The organism is Nitrospira sp. T9 (assembly GCF_052156535.1).
Classification (GTDB): domain Bacteria; phylum Nitrospirota; class Nitrospiria; order Nitrospirales; family UBA8639; genus Nitrospira_E.
Map to the genome: position 1 here is coordinate 1 of NZ_JBQKUP010000026.1, position 17,511 is coordinate 17,511.

16 protein-coding genes are annotated in these 17,511 nt (G+C 45.9%); 14 read left to right on the forward strand and 2 right to left on the reverse strand.

What is annotated here, in order from left to right; all coding sequences use genetic code 11:
* Both ACTRXD_RS03440 and ACTRXD_RS03445 read right to left on the reverse strand, forming a co-directional pair.
* Window positions 1-1,140: metallophosphoesterase (locus ACTRXD_RS03440; protein ID WP_442430443.1), on the reverse strand; the 1,140-nt coding region annotated here is incomplete at its 3' end.
* A 70-nt stretch (window positions 1,141-1,210) separates the two neighbouring features.
* Window positions 1,211-2,215 (reverse strand): tetratricopeptide repeat protein, encoded by a 1,005-nt coding sequence (locus ACTRXD_RS03445; RefSeq protein WP_442430444.1) that lies wholly within the window; start codon window positions 2,213-2,215, stop codon window positions 1,211-1,213.
* 1,135 nt (window positions 2,216-3,350) lie between these two features.
* On the opposite strand from ACTRXD_RS03445, the gene ACTRXD_RS03450 reads away from it, so the two are divergent.
* The 14 genes from ACTRXD_RS03450 (at window position 3,351) to ACTRXD_RS03515 (ending at window position 17,415) form a co-directional block, all read left to right on the forward strand.
* Complete coding sequence (locus tag ACTRXD_RS03450) at window positions 3,351-3,851, forward strand: transcription termination/antitermination NusG family protein (protein ID WP_442430445.1); 501 nt, start codon at window positions 3,351-3,353, stop codon at window positions 3,849-3,851.
* Window positions 3,852-4,650: 799 nt separating this feature from the next.
* Window positions 4,651-4,794 (forward strand): hypothetical protein, encoded by a 144-nt coding sequence (locus tag ACTRXD_RS03455; RefSeq protein ID WP_442430446.1) that lies wholly within the window; start codon window positions 4,651-4,653, stop codon window positions 4,792-4,794.
* Window positions 4,795-4,798: 4 nt separating this feature from the next.
* Window positions 4,799-5,119 carry an FAD-dependent oxidoreductase gene (locus tag ACTRXD_RS03460; RefSeq protein WP_442430447.1) on the forward strand — a complete coding sequence of 107 codons (321 nt, stop codon included), beginning with the start codon at window positions 4,799-4,801 and terminating at the stop codon, window positions 5,117-5,119.
* Window positions 5,120-5,523: 404 nt separating this feature from the next.
* Window positions 5,524-5,850 carry a hypothetical protein gene (locus ACTRXD_RS03465; RefSeq protein ID WP_442430448.1) on the forward strand — a complete coding sequence of 109 codons (327 nt, stop codon included), beginning with the start codon at window positions 5,524-5,526 and terminating at the stop codon, window positions 5,848-5,850.
* 220 nt (window positions 5,851-6,070) lie between these two features.
* A complete protein-coding gene (gene rfbF / locus ACTRXD_RS03470; RefSeq protein WP_442430449.1) occupies window positions 6,071-6,844 on the forward strand; it encodes a glucose-1-phosphate cytidylyltransferase in 774 nt (257 codons plus the stop codon).
* The gene (locus ACTRXD_RS03475; protein ID WP_442430450.1) at window positions 6,841-7,836 is read left to right on the forward strand and encodes a GDP-mannose 4,6-dehydratase; all 996 of its coding nucleotides are present in this window, start codon (window positions 6,841-6,843) and stop codon (window positions 7,834-7,836) included. The genes rfbF and ACTRXD_RS03475 overlap by 4 nt, the downstream gene beginning before the upstream one ends.
* Window positions 7,837-7,997: 161 nt before the next feature.
* Window positions 7,998-9,236, forward strand: coding sequence for a methyltransferase domain-containing protein (locus tag ACTRXD_RS03480; RefSeq protein WP_442430451.1), 1,239 nt, complete (start codon window positions 7,998-8,000; stop codon window positions 9,234-9,236).
* A complete protein-coding gene (gene rfbC, locus ACTRXD_RS03485) occupies window positions 9,233-9,772 on the forward strand; it encodes a dTDP-4-dehydrorhamnose 3,5-epimerase (protein WP_442430452.1) in 540 nt (179 codons plus the stop codon). The genes ACTRXD_RS03480 and rfbC overlap by 4 nt, the downstream gene beginning before the upstream one ends.
* Window positions 9,773-9,795: 23 nt before the next feature.
* A complete protein-coding gene (locus ACTRXD_RS03490) occupies window positions 9,796-11,094 on the forward strand; it encodes a DUF4910 domain-containing protein (RefSeq protein ID WP_442430453.1) in 1,299 nt (432 codons plus the stop codon).
* A 152-nt stretch (window positions 11,095-11,246) separates the two neighbouring features.
* A complete protein-coding gene (locus ACTRXD_RS03495; protein ID WP_442430454.1) occupies window positions 11,247-12,227 on the forward strand; it encodes an NAD-dependent epimerase/dehydratase family protein in 981 nt (326 codons plus the stop codon).
* 615 nt (window positions 12,228-12,842) lie between these two features.
* Complete coding sequence (locus tag ACTRXD_RS03500) at window positions 12,843-13,556, forward strand: glycosyltransferase (protein ID WP_442430455.1); 714 nt, start codon at window positions 12,843-12,845, stop codon at window positions 13,554-13,556.
* 102 nt (window positions 13,557-13,658) lie between these two features.
* Window positions 13,659-14,474 (forward strand): class I SAM-dependent methyltransferase, encoded by an 816-nt coding sequence (locus tag ACTRXD_RS03505; RefSeq protein WP_442430456.1) that lies wholly within the window; start codon window positions 13,659-13,661, stop codon window positions 14,472-14,474.
* 154 nt (window positions 14,475-14,628) lie between these two features.
* Window positions 14,629-15,612, forward strand: a complete 984-nt coding sequence (locus tag ACTRXD_RS03510) for a glucosamine inositolphosphorylceramide transferase family protein (protein ID WP_442430457.1) — start codon at window positions 14,629-14,631, stop codon at window positions 15,610-15,612.
* A gap of 855 nt (window positions 15,613-16,467) precedes the next feature.
* Window positions 16,468-17,415: an SGNH/GDSL hydrolase family protein gene (locus ACTRXD_RS03515; RefSeq protein ID WP_442430458.1), complete on the forward strand. Its 948-nt coding sequence runs from the start codon at window positions 16,468-16,470 to the stop codon at window positions 17,413-17,415.
* The last annotated feature ends 96 nt before the right edge of the window (window positions 17,416-17,511 follow it).

Below are 17,511 nucleotides of genomic sequence, written 5' to 3' on the forward strand. Positions count from 1 at the left end.
ACTTTTTTGATACGCTCCCGTGCCAGAGGGATTCCCATTTCCCGCATCAAGAATATGGCCATCGGCTTGCAGCGTATTGAATGATGGGGTGGCAAAGTTGGGGGCCGTGCCATAGCCGTAGGCCCCATCCAGGAGGTAGGAGCGCTCATAGGCATGGGAGTGTCCCGCGATAACCAAATCAACGCCACCAGCTTCTAGAATGGGGAGAATGGTTTCGCGCATGTCGACCAGACGTCCCCCGGAGTCGGCAGCATTGTCCGAGTCGTGGCCTTTCGAATAGGGGGGATGATGCCAGAAAGCGATCACCCACTCCTGCCCGGTCGAAGCCAGATCATTTTGTAACCAGGTCACCATCGGCGAGCCCGGCGCCCGGCTATTGTCCATCGAATCCAGCACAATAAAATGCACATTGGCGTAATCAAAGGCATAGTAGGCCTCGGTGCCGGAGGCTACCCCTCCTGCTTGGCCGCTGGTCGGCAGGACATGAGCCTCGTAATAGGGGCCAATGCCAAGGGAAGTTGTGACCGACAGGGCCTCGTGGTTGCCCAGCGTCGGCCAAAGGGGCGTCTGGCGGAGAATATCTTGATAGATCGCAAAATGCCTGCTGGTGAATTCCGCGTCGGTGCCGCTTTCATAGGCGATGTCTCCCATGTGCAGGATAAGGTTAGGAGTAGGGGGATTCAGTGTGGTTTCGGTCAGCATCGCATCCCGCACATTCCGTTGGTTGACACTAGCGTCGCCGGAGTCGCCAAGCACCCATGCTCGAAAAGGCGTAGTCGACCCGACGGGGGGCGCCGTGACAAAAAAGTGATTGGTCGTGCCACCCGCTTGTATCCCGTCGCTCGCGGTGCCGACGTTATAGAAATATTTCGTGGCAGCCGTCAGGCCCGTAATGGTAACAATGTGATCCTTGACGTTGAGCCCGGTCCGGGTGACCGCCGTTCCGGTTGCCGTTTGGGTCAGGGAGCCGGACACCATGCCGTATTTTACCTGGCTATTGTCCGCTGAATTCAGGTCGGTACGCCAGACAATCGTAATGGAGGTGGGGGTGACAAGCTGTAGGTAAGGTTGCCGCACAACAGCTGCGGCGGCGGGCACCACAGAGGCCACCAGCACAAATAGTGCACAGCTAAGTGACACTATAAACCATTCTGATTTTTTTAAGTATTCCAAGTGCTTAATTTTCGGCGTGGGGGCTATTGGCAAGGGGCTATCGGCTCTCTAATGTTTTTAAAAGTTCATTGGCCTCGTCAAAATGCGGAGTCTTTTTAATGGCCACACGGAGATCATTTTTCGCCTCTTCAATTCGACCCATAGCTTGATAAACTTGAGCGCGAGCAAGTAATTGCATGGCTGTCTGGCGTTTTCCCAGTACCCGATTGGCTTCAGCTAATGCCTGTTCATTGGCGAGTTTGGCCTCGTCTGGTCGACCCATATGTTCTAGGATTTCTGCCCGTTTGAGGTGCCAGGATGTTTTTACTGAGGAGTCAGCGATCTCTTCGTCTACCAAGGCTAGCGCTTCACTGTATTGTTTTTGAATCATCCGCACACGAATAAGGCCTTTCTTTAGTAAGATGGCATCTCCCAGTTTGCCAAGACCATCCTGATATCCTGCCGCCGCATCCTCAAGCTTTCCCAAGGTTTCTTGGAGCTTCCCCCGAACAAGGTAAAGCTCAATTGTAGGTTGCAGCTGAATGGCTGAGGTGAAGTCGGTAATGGCCAGTTCGGTTTGACCGTTACGTGCATGAATGCTCGCGCGTTCGGCCAAGGCAAAGACTCGTTTCGGGTCTGACTCTTCCTGAAGAAAATAATCTAAGGCGCTTTCGGCTTCCTTGTCACGGCCCAAGGCAGAGAGAGTCAGTGCGCGTTGTAAGACAACAGTACGGTTCTCGCGGTTCAGCAGCCAGGCCCGTTCTAAATCAAGCAAGGATTCGACGTATTTCCCATTGGACCGATAGACTTGTCCACGACGAACTAGCAAATCCACACTATTTGGATCCTTGATCAATTTCTCAGTGATTTCCTGAATCTCCGGCTCAAGCCCTGAATGGGCGGTGGCCAGCTTAATGAAACTAAAACAGCCAATTGCCAGTGCTAAGCAGGTCATTCCCACGAGGCAAGATCTGTGTGGAGATCTGATTGTCTGGCCTATTTTTCCATCAAGGGGATTGAAACGTTTCGGTCTTTTATTGGTAACTGGGGTCATTTTGTTCATCTGTGGACCTCCTAATAAGTAGATCGCTTCATCTTGTGCTTCTTCAGAGTTGGAACCGTTTGGAAATTCGGTAGGGTCGGCGATTAACTTTTCATGGATTTGACGAGTCTCTCTCCAAGAATAATAGCCTCTTGGACTAAGGCAATCATCTTTTTGTAATTAGCTTATTATAAATTGTAAAGGAAGCCAAGCTTAGGAAGTAATACCTTTCTGAAATAAGTAATTCATGCGCAATGCCTCCTTTGCCCTATTTGGGCAGCTTCTGTTTGGAAGGAAGGTGGGTTAACCGTCGCGCTTGACTCAGTAGTTAGGCAATTGTGTTCACCAAATCACGGCCCTGACAAACCAATAACAACTATTATTGGGTGGCTCGAAGGATCCCCGGTTACATTTGGATCTCGTTGCGCTACACCTCAATGGTCAATGACGGCAACGAGGCCTCTCTGATTTTTTAACAGACCAACAACCTCCACCGTCCATGTTTCTTCTCCTATTGTTTATTAATACCAAGAGCAGAAATGTAAAGCGCTTTCCCTTCCATGTTCAATCCTGCAGGGCGAGCCAGCCACCCGGCACTGCTGAAATGCCAGGTAGAGAGGGGTAGCCGGCGGCATTCATATCCCCCCTGGCATATCGTGTTGTGATAGAAGATTCAGTGTCGCGTTCAAAAGCAAGCAAAATACATCTTTTTGTCCGCTCCAAACCACTAGTCTGACGTGGGGATTGCTGAGATCTGTTGGTAACCGAATGATTGCCGGAAATTCGGAAAGGAAAATCACAAGGAGAGCGCACATGTTTTATTTATCGTTTCTTCTGGGCAAATACCGGTATGATTTGGCCACCAATCAAAATCCGCAGTCCTGTCGCTCGGGGACATATTGACAGGCGGCAGAAATTATAGGTCTCACGCTCTCAGAATCTGTCCGCCCCCCAACCAGCGAAATCCGGAACAATTCAGATGTCTGGGCGATTATAGTTGTAAAAAAATACCGCCAATGGAGTCTAAGGGCTAATGGTGGATGACAAATACATTCCGTGCTGTTTTTTTTGTGTGCCAAAGAAAAAATGGTTTGGAGTAAGACGTTGAGTTAGTTGAATTTTCTGATATGATCTGATGAAAGGAACAAAAGATAAAATGTCTGACTCGCAGTGGTATCTCGTTCATAGTAAAGCCCGTCAGGAAGACGTCGCGGAGTTCAATCTACGATTGTTGGGGATTGAAACCTTTTGTCCGCGTTTACGGGAATTGAAATCCACTCGAAATAAGGCTCAGTGTGAGGGAGAGGTATTATTCCCAGGGTATTTCTTTGTAAGAGTTAACATGAAGACCGGATACCGGAAAGTGACTTATGCTCATGGGGTTCTGAGGGTGGTCAAGTTTGGTATGGGCCCCGCAGTTGTGGAAGAAGAAATCATTGACTCAATTAGGGAGAGAGTTCACAATGGATTTGTTCTCCCACCCCCTTCAGTTTCCTTGGAATCTGGACAAATAGTTCGTATTCATAAAGAGCCTTTTCATGGCTTTGAGGCAATTTTTGAGCAAGAACTGAATGGGACGCAACGGGTCGCCCTTCTTATGAAAACCGTGACATTTCAAGTTCGTATGGTTCTTGATCGCGATTGTGTGGTGTTGTAATGAGAATTTTATTGGCTAATTTGGCGATTGTGAGAATAAAGTGGTTAAAATAAGACCAATCCACAAATCTAGCCAATAGGTTTCTCCAAAAAACAAAATTATACTCCTCGATTTGTCCTTAGTTTTTGCTTCATGTTTGAAAACGCGTGCAAATTTATAGGCTAAGTATTCGCAAGGCTAATTAAAAAAACTTAAGGAACAAGCAGCTATTTCAGGGCATAGATCATTAGGATAGTTAATAAATTGAATTAGAAATGCTTGTAGCGTGCTTTCTAGGATACTCCCATTTGTCCTCATTGCGGTCTGAATAGTTTCGGTATTTGTTGGAGCGGGAACATTTGACGATAAGCAGATTAACCCAGTTAGCTGGGAATGGCGGCAGCTTGTCTATTTTTGGCAATGGCCTTGAGTTTTTATACCCCAAAACAAATAGTGAAGGCGTTTTATTAATGAACTAATAAATTTGATGAAATTGCCATTATTTAGAATTGCATTCCTGGTTTTCTGACTTTTTTTAGGAGAACTGAAAATGCCAAGCAGGAATTTAGAAAAACTGAAATGGATGGTTTGACGAAAATGCGATAAACATTTTCTTTTTTCTCCCCTGGAGAAGATTAAGGAGGACCTATTTTATAATTCATTCCCCCTATGATGGCCCCGGCCAAAGTGTCCGGGTATTATTCTTCCCCTGATTGTTTTTATTTTAAATGGCAAGAACGTCATAGGCATCCTTCATAAGGTCAATTCTGTCAGGGTTTTAGGGCTTAATAATTCTTCTCGAATTTGTTGTAGTTAGAAAATGGCAATCTCAGACTTTCTGGGCATTGGTGTCGGAATCATTGGCATGAATATAGCCCGACAACTGAAACGGCAATTTTCCGATGCGACCGTGACTGTTATTGAAAAGGAATCACTGTGGCGCTCACGCCAGTGGTCGGAATAGCGGGGTGTTGCATGCTGGTTTGTATTATTCGCCTGAAAGTCTGAAGGCCAAGGTTACTCGTCTTGGAAATAAACGGCTAACGGAATATTGTGAATCCAAGCAGATACCGATGAATAGGTGTGGAAAGCACGTTGTTGCCAAAGATTTTAGTGAACACCCAGCTCTTGACGAACTTCTCAGGCGAGGAAAAGTAACCGACATTAATTTACAAGCCATTACCGAGGAGGATGCCAAATTTATTGAGCCCCATGTGAAAACTTGCCAGCGAGCCCTGTTTTCTCCAACAACATCAATGGTGGACCCTACTTTTGGAATTAATGACTAGCGATGCCATACATGAAGGAGTAGAGGGTTCGTTGCGGGGTTCAGTATCTCAAGAAAACCCTGGAGGGAAATTTTGCGTCAGCCGGTGACTTTAAAGTCGGGTATCTCACTAGTGCGGCCGGTCTGTATGCAGACAAAATTGGAAAGGATTTCGGTTTTTTCCAAAAATTATAAATTCTGCCATTTTAAGGACTCTACCTCTACTCGGATGACCCAAAATGAGCCATCCGAACAAACATTAATCCAGTCCCAGATTTGCGGAATTCGTTTCTCGTAGTCCAGTCACTGGCACCTCGGAGTGAAAAGCTAAAATTGGACCAACGGCGATTCCTGCCTTTTGGCGTGAACAATATTAGGGAATTGAGAACTTTAGCGTTCAAGAGTGTGAATCTCACCTTAAGGAAGATGCATCTTTTAGGGTTTTCTAGCTTTGACTTTAAAAATCTGGCCTTTCAAGAATTGAGAAAATACTCCCGCAGCCATCTGGTCACTTTGATTTCTGCTTTGATCGATGGGTGCAGCCAGGGCAGTACTTCCTGGGGAAGACCAAGTATAAGAGCACACCTGATTAAGATGAAGGAGAAGAGCCTCCAAATGGATTTTGTCCTTGAAGGAGATAACAAATCCAAGCATATTTTAAATGCGGGCTCTCCTGGATTTACATGCTCTATCCCTTTTTCAAAATCAAAATATGTCGTTGAGAGAGTTCAGGTGTCTAAGAAAACCGCCTGAGAGCAATTATGGTTGATGCCGGAAACTCATGCCGAAGTGCATGGGAATGTGTTGAAATTTGATTGATTGCCTCATGTTCGATGGCAGCGAATGAATGAGGTCGGGATATACGGAATGCGTGGCTTCTGAGTTCTTTGGTTGTCCATTTTTTTAAGCACTTATGTGTTGTCCTAAGCTTGGGTGGTATTATTGACGAGAAAAAAAGAAAAGGGACAGAATTATGAAAGCTATTATTTTAGCAGGTGGATTTGGAACTCGATTTTCTGAGGAGACAGCCTTAAAACCAAAACCCATGATAGAGATTGGAGGGAAACCGATTCTTTGGCATATCATGAAAGTATATGCTGCGTATAATGTCACCGAGTTCATCGTGGCTTTAGGGTACAAGGCTGAGGTTATTAAGGAATACTTTTTAAACTTTTATGCTATCAATAATGATCTTACGATTGATTTAGCGAATGGAAAAACCACGATACATGACGGCAAACAGCCAAACTGGAAAATTCATCTTGTTGATACTGGAATGCAGACGCAAACTGGTGGAAGGCTCAAACGTCTTAAAAAGTGGTTAGGTGATGATGAAACTTTTTTGTTTACGTATGGTGACGGCGTGGCGGATCTTGATATTGAATCGGTGATTAAGTTTCATCATTCACATGGGAAACTGGCAACCGTAACCACTGTACGTTCACCAGCCCGGTTTGGACGAATCGGGTTTGAAGGAGATAGGATCTGTAACTTTCATGAAAAACCTGAATCAGGAGAAGGATGGATAAATGGTGGATTTTTTGTGTTAAATGGTAAGGCTATTGATTACATCCGAGATGATGAAACATCCTGGGAGAAAGAGCCGTTGGAAGGTCTGACCAAAGATGGACAAATGATGGGATATCGGCATTTTGGCTTTTGGTCCTGCATGGATACCTTAAAAGAGAAAAATTATTTGGATGAATTGTGGAATTCTGGACAAGCTCCCTGGAAGGTGTGGAAATGAGCATGATGTGGCGTGAAAGCCGGGTTTTAGTCACGGGCGCAACCGGCATTGTCGGTTCCTGGCTGGTGAAAAGCTTACTTGAAAAAGGCGCTTTTGTGGCCACCCTCGTAAGAGATTGGAATCCTCAGAGCGAGCTCATACGGAGTGGCGATGTTCAAAGAACGACGGTGGTTTCAGGAGAATTGGAAAATTATCAGGCTCTGGAGCGTGCCATCAGCGAGAATGATATCGATACGGTGTTTCATCTGGCGGCCCAGCCGTTGGTAGGGATTGCTCTGCGAAGCCCACTGCCTACGTTCGAAGCGAATATTCGTGGCACATATCATGTACTGGAAGCGTGTCGGATTCATAAAAACCTGGTCAAACGAATTGTCGTGGCCAGCAGTGATAAAGCCTATGGTGATGTTGAGGTCTTGCCTTATACGGAGGATATGCCGCCGTTGGGACGGTTTCCCTATGATGTGAGTAAAAGTTGTACCGACTTGCTCGCGCGCTCGTATAGCCAGACCTATGATTTGCCTGTCACGATTGCAAGGTGTGGCAATATTTATGGAGGAGGCGATCTGAATTGGAGTCGCATTGTGCCTGGCACGATTCGAAGCTTCTTGAAGCAGGAATGCCCCATCATTCGAAGTGATGGAAAATTTACACGGGATTACATCTTCGTCCTGGATGTCGTGCAAGCCTACATGCTTCTGGCCTTACATGCCCAGGAGGAGGGGGTTCGTGGTGAGGCGTTTAATTTTAGCGGAGAACGACCGTGGACGGTCCTGGATGTTGTGAGTGAAATTCAGATACTGATGGAGTGCCATCAGTTAGCCCCGATCGTGATGAATCAGGCCAATGCCGAGATCCGGGATCAATATCTCGACTCCAGCAAAGCCAAGAGAATTCTCAATTGGGCTCCCTTGTATAATTTGGGAAAAGGGCTGGCTGAGACGATTACATGGTATAAGGAATTTCTCGAGCAAAAAAGTACGACGAAGTGTTAATGAAGAAAAGCCCTACATTTGGCCCTGTTTATAATCTTCCTCCAAATACACAATACGTGGATGGTAGTTCGTTGAAATGATTCGTTTCTGGCGTGAATTGCCGCCGACCGAACAATTCCCGGTTTCCGGAGTGGAGGCGGTCGACTCATGAAGGGAAAACTATGAAAAATTCTCAGTCTTGTCGGTTTTGCGGTACGGTACTAGAGCATACGTTTCTTGATCTCGGGACTACCCCTTTTTCAAATTCCTATGTGAAAGGCGAATGCTTGGGTGAGATGGAGCCGTTTTTCCCATTGTATGCCTTTGTCTGTAGCCGGTGTCTTCTGGTGCAGTTAAAAGACTGTTCAAGCCCTGAGCGAATCTTTAGCGATTATGCCTATTTTTCTTCCTATTCTGACCTGTGGCTTCAACACGCATCCGCGTATACAGACATGATTCAAGAGCGGATAAAACTGGATGAACGCAGCCTTGTGGTTGAGGTTGCCAGTAATGACGGGTACTTGCTTCAATATTTCGTTAAAAAGGGTATCCCCGTTTTGGGAATCGAACCGGCGGAAAATGTGGCCAAAGTGGCTACGGAAAAAGGGATTCCGACACGAGTTTCATTTTTTGGGGAACGTTCGGCTCAATTGTTGGTTGAGGAAGGGAGACAGGCAGATTTATTGATTGGCAATAACGTCTTAGCTCATGTCCCGGACTTGAATGATTTTGTTTGTGGGCTTCAAACGCTGCTCAAACCTCAGGGTGTCATCACCATGGAATTCCCCCATGTGATGCGCCTCATGGAGGACAATCAATTTGACACGATTTACCACGAACATTTCTCGTATTTCTCTTTAGGTACCGTAGAACAGGTATTCCGGAAGCACGGCTTAATCCTTTTCGATGTCGAAGAACTCCCCACGCATGGCGGATCCCTTAGAATTTATGCTTGCCATGAAGCCGATCACACAAAGCCGGTCGAGGCCAGAGTGGCGGCCTTACAGGATCGGGAAAAAAAGGCAGGCTTACAAACCTTAGATCATTATCTTTCTTTTTCCGAAAAAGTTCATCATACCAAGAGGCAACTCCTTTCCTTCTTGATTGAGGCGAAGGAAAAGGGGAAGACTATCGTAGGGTATGGTGCTCCGGCCAAAGGGAATACCCTCTTAAATTATTGTGGAATTCGTACGGATTTCATTGATTACACGGTTGATCGTAGCCCCCACAAGCAAGGGCTTTATCTGCCCGGAACGCATATTCCAATCTATGCCCCCGATGCGATCAGGGAAACCAAGCCTGATTACCTGTTGATTCTGCCCTGGAATTTAAAAGAGGAAGTAATGCAGCAAATGGCGTGTATCCGCGAATGGGGCGGGGCATTCGTGGTGCCGATTCCGGAGGTCAGGGTGTATCCATGATTTTCACCGAATCAACAATCAAGGGAGCCTTCCTCATTGATCCGGAGCCGATTGAAGACAGTCGCGGGTTTTTTGCCCGAACGATGTGTCAACGAGAGTTTGAGGCCCATGGAATTACATTCAGCCAGGTGCAATGCAATCTTTCTTTTAATAAAAAGAAAGGGATCCTCAGGGGAATGCATTACCAATGTGCTCCGCATGAAGAAGCCAAGATTGTCTGGTGCGTCAAGGGTGCAATTTATGATGTGCTGATCGATTTGCGGCCTTTATCTCAAACGTATACTCAACATGCGGCGGTCGTTCTCACGGCGGAAAACCGGCGGATGCATTATATCCCGGAAGGATGTGCCCATGGATTTCAGACTCTAGAAGATAATACGGAGATTTTTTACCAGATCTCCGCGTTCTACAATCCTCGATGTGCCAAAGGGGTGCGGTGGGATGATTCTGCGTTTGGGATTCAATGGCCGGCCGATGAGCGGCTCATATCTGATCGAGACCTAGCTTACCCAGATTTTATCGAATCCCAACATTGAACACGATAAGGCTGCATGGTCATATGATTGATGAAATTTCAAAACACGTCGGACATGAGATGTATCAGTTTCTTGCTGAACTGTATCCCATCTGTCGGAGTATTACAGGTCATGGCGTTCGGGAGACCCTACAAGGAATTGCCCGCCATATCCCTGTGAGGATGCATGAGATTCCAAGCGGAACCGAGGTGTTTGATTGGACAGTGCCACAGGAGTGGAATATTCAGGATGCGTATATAAAAAATAAAAAGGGAGAACGGATTGTCGATTTTACGCAATCGAACCTGCATGTTGTCAGTTATAGTCAGCCCATTCACACCACGATGACGCTGGAAGAATTAAAACCCCATCTGTATTCATTGCCCGAACATCCTGATTGGATTCCCTACCGAACTTCTTACTACAAGGAAAGCTGGGGATTCTGTCTGACGCATCGGCAATTGATGGCGTTGAAAGAGGAGGAATATGAGGTATGTATCCATTCAACCTTAGAATCCGGGCATTTAACCTATGGTGAATACGTCATAAAAGGGGAAACTGAAGAAGAGATCTTGATCTCCTGTCATACCTGCCATCCATCCTTGTGCAATGACAACCTGTCCGGAATTGCCGTTACTACGTTTCTGGCCAAGGCGTTGAGCGGGCGATCTTTGCGATATTCTTACCGCTTTCTCTTTATTCCAGGTACGATCGGGTCCATCGCCTGGCTGGCGTTGCATGAAAACCACGTGTCCACTATCACCAATGGCATGGTGGTGACCGGTGTGGGAGATCCCGGAGCGTTAACGTATAAAAAGAGCCGGCAAGGCAATGCCGGGATCGATCGGGCCTTCACGCATATACTGAAAACCTCCGGGTTGGAACATACCATCATCGATTTCTTCCCCTATGGGTATGATGAAAGGCAATATTGTTCTCCGGGCTTCAATTTGCCCGTGGGCTGTTTCATGAGGACACCTCACGGAGAATATCCCGAATATCATACGTCGGGAGACAATTTAACGTTTGTCCAGCCTCAGCCGTTGGAAGAGTCCTTGATCTGTTGTATGAGGGCGTTAAATCTTTTGGACAGGAACAAAACATTCCTCAGTCAAAACCCCAAATGCGAACCCCGTTTAGGAAAAAGGGGCCTCTACCGAGCAATTGGTGGTGAATCGGAAGGCGCGAAAAGGGAGATGGCGATGTTGTGGGTGTTGAATTTTTCGGATGGAACGCATTCGCTCTTAGACATTGCCGAACGATCTGGATTAGAGTTTGAGGCTATTGACAAAGCTGCTGAATCGTTGGAAGAGCACGGACTCCTAAAGAAAGTCTCATTGTGACACGTCCAATGAATTCTCTGCGGACATCTAAGAGGGTGGAGGGGCAGTGGAGAGAAAAAACGACTTGTGCGATGGTTCAAATGAGAAATACTTCGGCAGGGTACCTCGATCACGCAAAGGATGGCCTTGTCCATGTGGTCGGGTGATGAGCGATGACCTCTCCTAATCAAAACCCCCTGGTGGAAACGACCACGTCATGGAAACCTTGCACCGTTATGGTCACCGGTGCCAGCGGCTTTTTGGGATCGCATTTGTGCCGTCATCTAGGCATGCGGGGTGGGGAGGTACATGCGATATCTCGATTTCAACGGGACCGTCAGAAAAGTGGACCCATCTGGTGGGAATCGAACTTGGAGGATGTTGGAGCGGTTCGCAGGTTATTCGACTCCGTAAAGCCCGACATCATTTTTCATTTATCCGGATTAGTCTCAGGAATTCAGAGCAAAGAATTAGTTTTGCCGACTTTCCACAGCCTGGTGACCAGCACGGTGAATCTCTTAACTGTTGCGGCGGAAGTGGGATGTCATCGCATCGTGCTGGCCGGATCCCTCAATGAACCACCGGATGATGGAGAGAGTATCCCCAGTTCACCCTATGCGGCTGCCAAGTGGGCGAGTAGCGGGTATGGGCGGATGTTTCATGCGCTCTATGGTACGCCCGTGGTCATCGTCAGGACCTTTATGACATATGGACCCGGACAGGAAATGCGCAAACTGATTCCTACGGTCGCACGTTCTCTGCTGAAAGGAGAATCGCCTAAACTTTCCAGCGGACAGTGGAAGGCCGACTGGATTTATGTCGATGACGTTATTGAGGGGTTTCTTGCCGCTGCTCAAGTGCCACAGATTGAAGGGGTTACGGTGGATTTGGGTTCGGGATCACTGGTGACTGTTCGTGAATTGGTTGAACGGCTGGTTGAGATAGTGGGGAAGGGGGCTCAACCTCTATTCGGTGTCCTACCTGATCGGGTATTGGAACCAGCGCGAACGGCCGAGGTTGCGAGGACATTTGAACAAATCGATTGGAAACCGAACGTCTCGCTTCAACGTGGATTGCAGCAAACGGTAGAATGGTATAAAGCGCAGCTTTCTGCCTCCAGAGATTCTCAACTTCCAGGGCATTCGAATAAATGAGGGTTTCCATGCTGTGGGTGTTGGGGGGCAGGTTTGCAGGTTCTCCATCAAATTATCTCTGCAAGAGGTTCCTGCCCTTTGTGAACAAAACTCTAAAATGCCAATGAGAAGACGGTGCAATTACTCATGAGGATTGTTCGAAGGTTTGGGAAAAAGGTACTGAAGCTTTTCCATGCAGCACTCGGGAAATTTCTAGAGGAGTTCAATTCGCCCTTTAAAACACAGGTGATATCCCTTCAGCCTGAAGGCCCACCTCGAGGTCATGTGCTTCTCTCATATAGAATTGAACTTTTTTCAACCAAACCAGGACAACCAATCCCTTACTATCACTATAACCGTCAATTGTCTGTCGTGATGGGAAGAACGTTTGCTGATCTCGGTTTTGCTGTTGATGTGATTAGTAATGAGAATAGGAGTTTTCTTCCTAAAAAGAAATATGATTTTTTTATCGATACCCGGATGAATTTTGAAAGACTGGCCCCTCTCCTGAATAAGGACTGTATCAAAATACTTCATGCGACGACGGCCCATCCCCATTTTAATAATTTCGCGGAAACGAAACGTCTTTTGGCTTTACAGGAAAGAAGACATGTAACCCTACGTTCGCGGAGATTCATGGCGCCAAGCTTTGCCATGGCCATTGAGTATGCAGATTGTGTGGTCGTTCATTGTGCATTTGGTGTCAAAAATTTCAAATATGCTAATAAGCCCATCTATCTGGTTCCGAATGCGGTTCCCTACAGATATCCCTGGTCGGATTCAAAGGATTTTGAGGCCTGTCGATTTCGATTTTTGTGGTTGGGAAGTGAGGGAATGGTGCACAAAGGTCTGGATGTGGTTTTAGAGGCATTCGCAGGGATGCCGGAATATCATTTGACGGTGTGCGGTCCGGTCTCAAGAGAAAAGGATTTTGAGCAGGCATATTTTCACGAATTGTATCATACGCCCAATATTCATACTCGTGGATGGATTGATGTTGAAAGTGCTGAGTTTAGGGATCTGACCAATCGCTGCCTTGGAATGGTCTATCCATCATGCTCTGAAACGAATGCCGGTTCGGTGTTGACATCGTTGCATGCCGGACTTATCCCAATCATAAGCAGTGAATCCGGTGTGGATGTGGGTAAGGACGAAGGTGTGATCCTTGATGATTGTTCAATCGAGTCAATTCGGGCGGCGGTTCGTCAAACTTCATCTCGTTCAACTCAGGAACTCAGGTGTATGTCCAGGAAATCATGGGAGTTTGCCCAAGAAAATCATACGATAAAAAAATTCGAGAAAAAATATCGAGACGTGGTAGAAACATTGGTTAGTGAATATAAAAAATAATTATTAGCATGTGATTGTGGTGGTTCGTGGAGTCCAAATGCGAAAGAGCCACTTATCAAAAGACTGTCGATAGAATTGAAAAGGATTGTAACGATATTGGAAATGGAATCAAAATTAAAACAATTGATTAAATCGATTCCAGGTGCCCGTTCTGCCTACCGATGGTTAGTGAGAATATTCAACCAAGTGTCTTCACGTATGAAATCCACGGAGGGCATATTCACTGAAATATATAAGGAAAATTATTGGAGGGGGAAAAGTAGTGTTTCCGGGCAAGGCTCAGATCTTGAGCAAACACAGACGATTGTGAAAGAACTGCCAATTCTCCTGAACGATTTAAATATTTCCACAATGCTGGATATACCCTGTGGCGATTTTTTCTGGATGAAAATGGTGGATTTGAAGAGTGTGCATTATACAGGAGCAGATATAGTTGGAGAATTAGTTGAGCGTAATCAACAATTATATCAGACGGATAATATCGTTTTCACCAAGCTCAATCTCCTGCGAAGTGACTTGCCCAAAGTTGACCTTATTTTTTGTCGTGATTGTTTAGGGCATTTTTCCTTTTCGAATATTATCATGGCGTTGAAGAACATGAGTCGGAGTGAATCATCCTATTTGCTCACAACCACATTTCCCGAGCGAAAGGCAAACTGCGACATAGTAACCGGCCAATGGAGGCCCCTGAATCTTGAAGCGGGTCCTTTCCATTTTCCTCCCCCCCAATCCCTTCTTGTGGAACATTGCACTCAAAAGACCAAAAAGGGGGAGTACAAGGATAAATCATTGGGGCTCTGGAAAATTAGTGATGTGGAAGAAATTTTAAAAAAAGGACTAGCCTCCTCCTTATTTTTGAAAGAGAAGATAGTGTACATAAATTTCCTGGCAATGGTTGCGTCCAGTGTTGGGATTTAACTGTGAGGGGGACAAAGGGCTAAAAATTTTATGCTCCCATACCCAGACAGGAAATTGAGCGTGATGCCCTTCTACAACCATGCTTCGGTGGAAGGATATGGCATTAATGAGGAAATTTAGACTGTCTCCAGTTCTATTTGTTGGGATAATCATCATGAGCCTGGTAATAGGGGCATTGATCTGGAGGGTGAGTTCTCCATACCTGGGGGTGGTCCGTGGCTTTTTAGGTTCGCAGGGGGAGAATGCTGGTTCCGGTCCCTGGTCGATTGGCATTTACACGGGTGTTTCCCCATTTGAATTGCATGATCCGGAAGACATCTCGAATCCCGTTCTTACGGCAAAGGATGTGACGGATGCCGATGCCAAATTTGTTGCCGATCCCTTTATGACCATCAAAGATGGTCGTTTTTATCTGTTTTTTGAAATGTTGAATCGTGCCAATAACCAGGGGGACATTGGGTATGCCGAAAGCGAGGATGGGAAAGAATGGAAATACAAGAACATTCTCATCAATGAACCGTTCCACTTATCTTATCCCTACGTGTTTGAATGGGAAAACAATGATTACTTAATACTGGAGAGCCATGAGGATCTCTCGATCAGGCTGTACCGGGCCAAGTCGTTTCCTGCGGAATGGCAATTTGTGAAAAGCATTTTCAATGGGGAGCATTATGTGGATCCCTCAATTTTTCGATATGAGAATGTCTGGTGGTTGTTTTATACCAATCCACAAAATGATGCCTTAAACCTCTATTATGCTGACGAGCTAATGGGGGATTGGAGGCCTCATCCGATGAATCCGATCATAAAATTAAATAAGCATATCGCCAGGCCGGGCGGAAGGGTTCTCGTTCATGAGGGTCGGATTTATCGGTTCACCCAAGATACTGAGCCACGTTACGGCATTCAGGTGTTCGCCTTTGAAATAGAAGAATTATCGAAAACCACCTATAAAGAGAAAATTGTTTCAGAAAAACCTGTCGTCACGATGTCAGGAGAAGGATGGAATGCGTACGGCATGCACCATGTCGATCCGCATTTCATGAATGGGCAATGGATGGCAGCGGTTGATGGAAGATGTGGACCCAGTTCCATACCGTGTAAGACCTATTCAGAAGGAAAAAAACTGGTTCAATAACCGGCTGATCGGTCGAATCCTGTCAAAAAATTTCGTATAAAATGCCCCGGTTGTTTTGGAATTTGGCTAACCCATTCTCAACCTTTTATCCCATACCATTTTTCAATGACCGCAGGGATGCGCGATATTGGCGGATCGGTTGTTGAACGGGCCCAGTCAGCTGCCCCTCTTTGTTCGGAGCTCGGATGGATGGGGGTTCCACATTAAAGTGTGAAAGTATGCCTGAACCCCCTAAGTAAAATGTATGCGGAATGGCAGTGAAACACGTGTAGCGATATAAGGGGAATCTGAAAAGCCTAAGGGTAGGAGCATTTCGGGACGATATATAAGGAAAATAGTCTGAAAACGCTACAGCAGAGATTGGGAAAAATTATCCCTCCAACCCTCCAAAGTTTCAGCCAGAGGGTTATCCCTGGGTGAGGAATTCGTAACTTCTCATATGATATGAGGAAAGGTTGATTCGATTGATGGTTTTGCCTAGCGTCGACTGAAGGTATTTCCATACGAATCTGCAGCGGATGGTTAATGCTCATCGGCTTCAAGATCTTAATTGATAGGAATGCCAGCAATATTCATAAATTAATCAATACCCAGTCCATATAAAGAAAGGAATGAATTATGCTTTTCTCATCTTGGTTGAGCAGCTAGGCCTCTTGTCCAAGATATCAGCTAAATTCGAGCGTGAAAATATTGAAAAACTGGATTAAAATTCTCCTCATTAATATTGGCGTGGTGATTCTAATTTTTGTCCTCGCCGAAATCGGGTTAAGGACATATTCTACCGTCAAATCTTGTCTGACAGGGCAATGCGATGGATCATTATGGACCAGGCTCAATTTTTTCCATGAAAATAGAATGCTTGGCCTTACCACCCACGATCCCGTCCTTGGGTATAAGCCCAATCCGGGTTTTAGTGGGATCATTCATCATCCACCCTTTTGGGATAACGTGCAGGTCTCTATTGACCGCCACGGTTTTCGTCGTAATGTCGATGGCAGCAATGTGAATGTGAGTGATCATTCCGGAAAAAAAGTGTTAACCGTGGGCGATAGTTTCACCTTTGGGGATCAGGTGCATAACTCTCAAACGTGGCCGGCTTGTTTTGCAAATAAAACAGGGCATGAGGTTTGGAATGGCGGAGTGGGTGGCTATGGAGCCGCCCAAGCCCTCTTGAGAGCGGAACAGGCCGTTGCCAATCATGGACCATTCGACACCCTTATTTGGTCGATTACGGTTGGACCAGATTTTCGTCGGGATCGATTAATGGTTCGGTCGAATTTTCCAAAACCGCATATCGCCACGGTGGAAGGAAAAACGTTGGTGGTGCCGCCAGAGGATTTTGATGCTTCCCCGGATTTTATGTGGGTCCTTGGATATTCGGTGATCCTGCAAAGGCATTTGTTGCCAATTTTTCAGAAAAGATGGAATTTTGAATATGACGGGAGATATGAAATTCCAGGGGAGAATGCTGCCGATATTGAAGAGATCATTGATTTTTCCTTTCAACGATTTGCTAATCTTACGGGGACAAAATCAAAGGTGGTCTTGCTACAGTATGGCCCTGGGATCTTTCTTGAGGAAGGTTTTGAAAGAAGGCAGCATGAACGAGGGCTTATTAAGAAATATGCAGAAAAATATGCTATTGAAATTATTGATTCATTCGATCAGATTTATGTTCCTGAAAAGAGGAATGAACTCTGGTTTGAATATAGGGACTATGGGCATCATACCCCCTATGGGAATAGAGTGGTTTGTGATGTGGTGTTTCATTGGCACGAAAAGAACAGGTCCGATGAATTTTAGCTATTACACTGCCCCAGATTATGGTATTCAGTTTATGCCTGGAAAAGCTTGAACCATTGAAAGGCAGCTTTTAAGCAAAGTCTGTTCATTTCCAAG

Excerpts from the sequence above, each read along its gene's own strand:
- ACTRXD_RS03445 (WP_442430444.1), bottom strand. The coding sequence starts at position 2,215 with ATGAACAAAATGACCCCAGTTACCAATAAAAGACCGAAACGTTTCAAT.
- ACTRXD_RS03450 (WP_442430445.1), top strand. The coding sequence starts at position 3,351 with ATGTCTGACTCGCAGTGGTATCTCGTTCATAGTAAAGCCCGTCAGGAA.
- ACTRXD_RS03455 (WP_442430446.1), top strand. The coding sequence starts at position 4,651 with ATGGCAATCTCAGACTTTCTGGGCATTGGTGTCGGAATCATTGGCATG.
- ACTRXD_RS03465 (WP_442430448.1), top strand. The coding sequence starts at position 5,524 with ATGCATCTTTTAGGGTTTTCTAGCTTTGACTTTAAAAATCTGGCCTTT.
- rfbF (WP_442430449.1), top strand. The coding sequence starts at position 6,071 with ATGAAAGCTATTATTTTAGCAGGTGGATTTGGAACTCGATTTTCTGAG.
- ACTRXD_RS03475 (WP_442430450.1), top strand. The coding sequence starts at position 6,841 with ATGAGCATGATGTGGCGTGAAAGCCGGGTTTTAGTCACGGGCGCAACC.
- ACTRXD_RS03480 (WP_442430451.1), top strand. The coding sequence starts at position 7,998 with ATGAAAAATTCTCAGTCTTGTCGGTTTTGCGGTACGGTACTAGAGCAT.
- rfbC (WP_442430452.1), top strand. The coding sequence starts at position 9,233 with ATGATTTTCACCGAATCAACAATCAAGGGAGCCTTCCTCATTGATCCG.
- ACTRXD_RS03490 (WP_442430453.1), top strand. The coding sequence starts at position 9,796 with ATGATTGATGAAATTTCAAAACACGTCGGACATGAGATGTATCAGTTT.
- ACTRXD_RS03495 (WP_442430454.1), top strand. The coding sequence starts at position 11,247 with ATGACCTCTCCTAATCAAAACCCCCTGGTGGAAACGACCACGTCATGG.
- ACTRXD_RS03500 (WP_442430455.1), top strand. The coding sequence starts at position 12,843 with ATGGCGCCAAGCTTTGCCATGGCCATTGAGTATGCAGATTGTGTGGTC.
- ACTRXD_RS03505 (WP_442430456.1), top strand. The coding sequence starts at position 13,659 with ATGGAATCAAAATTAAAACAATTGATTAAATCGATTCCAGGTGCCCGT.
- ACTRXD_RS03510 (WP_442430457.1), top strand. The coding sequence starts at position 14,629 with ATGAGCCTGGTAATAGGGGCATTGATCTGGAGGGTGAGTTCTCCATAC.
- ACTRXD_RS03515 (WP_442430458.1), top strand. The coding sequence starts at position 16,468 with ATGCTTGGCCTTACCACCCACGATCCCGTCCTTGGGTATAAGCCCAAT.